Origin of the sequence: Rhodopseudomonas sp. BR0C11, from assembly GCF_010820945.1 — a bacterium.
In the GTDB taxonomy this organism is placed as follows: Bacteria; Pseudomonadota; Alphaproteobacteria; order Rhizobiales; family Xanthobacteraceae; genus Rhodopseudomonas; species Rhodopseudomonas palustris_H.
Genome location: NZ_QTKI01000822.1, coordinates 1 through 557, shown reverse-complemented (window position 1 = coordinate 557; position 557 = coordinate 1). Strand labels below are relative to the sequence as shown.

Below are 557 nucleotides of genomic sequence, written 5' to 3'. Positions count from 1 at the left end.
TCCGAACCACCGCGTTCTTGAAATGCTGCGCGGTCAGCCGCGCGGTGCCGAGTGCGCGTTCCTGCTCCTGCGGATGCTGCAGAATCAGAAGCTGGATGCGGCTGGCGATCGGCTCGACGGTGTCGCAGATGCACAACGGCAGCGCTTTGCCGCAGCGCTCGCACTCCGGCTCGGGCGCGCCCAGCTCTGCCGCAGATGTCTCGTGTTCGGTCGTCATCTCGTCCCTACTCCGCCGGCACTGCGGCCGGCGCACCGCGGCGCCAGCGCCGCTGCCGCACCCGGTCGATCAACAGATAAATCACCGGCGTCGTATACAGCGTCAGCACCTGGGATACGAACAGCCCGCCGATGATGGTGATGCCGAGCGGCCGGCGCAGCTCGGTGCCGGGGCCGACGGCGACCACTAGCGGAATCGCCGCGAACAGCGCCGCCAGCGTGGTCATCAGGATCGGCCGGAACCGGACGATGCAGGCTTCGAAGATGGCATCGGCGGATGGCAGGCCCCGGTCCCGTTCGGCCTCCCGCGCGAAATCCACCATCATGACCCCCTTCTTCTT

At 67.7% G+C, this 557-nt stretch carries 2 protein-coding genes; both read right to left on the bottom strand.

What is annotated here, in order from left to right:
• Nucleotides 1-217: DTW domain-containing protein (locus DYI24_RS27605; protein WP_164574568.1), on the bottom strand; the 217-nt coding region annotated here is incomplete at its 3' end.
• 7 nt (nt 218-224) lie between these two features.
• A partial coding sequence (locus DYI24_RS27600; RefSeq protein ID WP_205523728.1) for an efflux RND transporter permease subunit occupies nt 225-557 on the bottom strand: 333 nt, incomplete at its 5' end.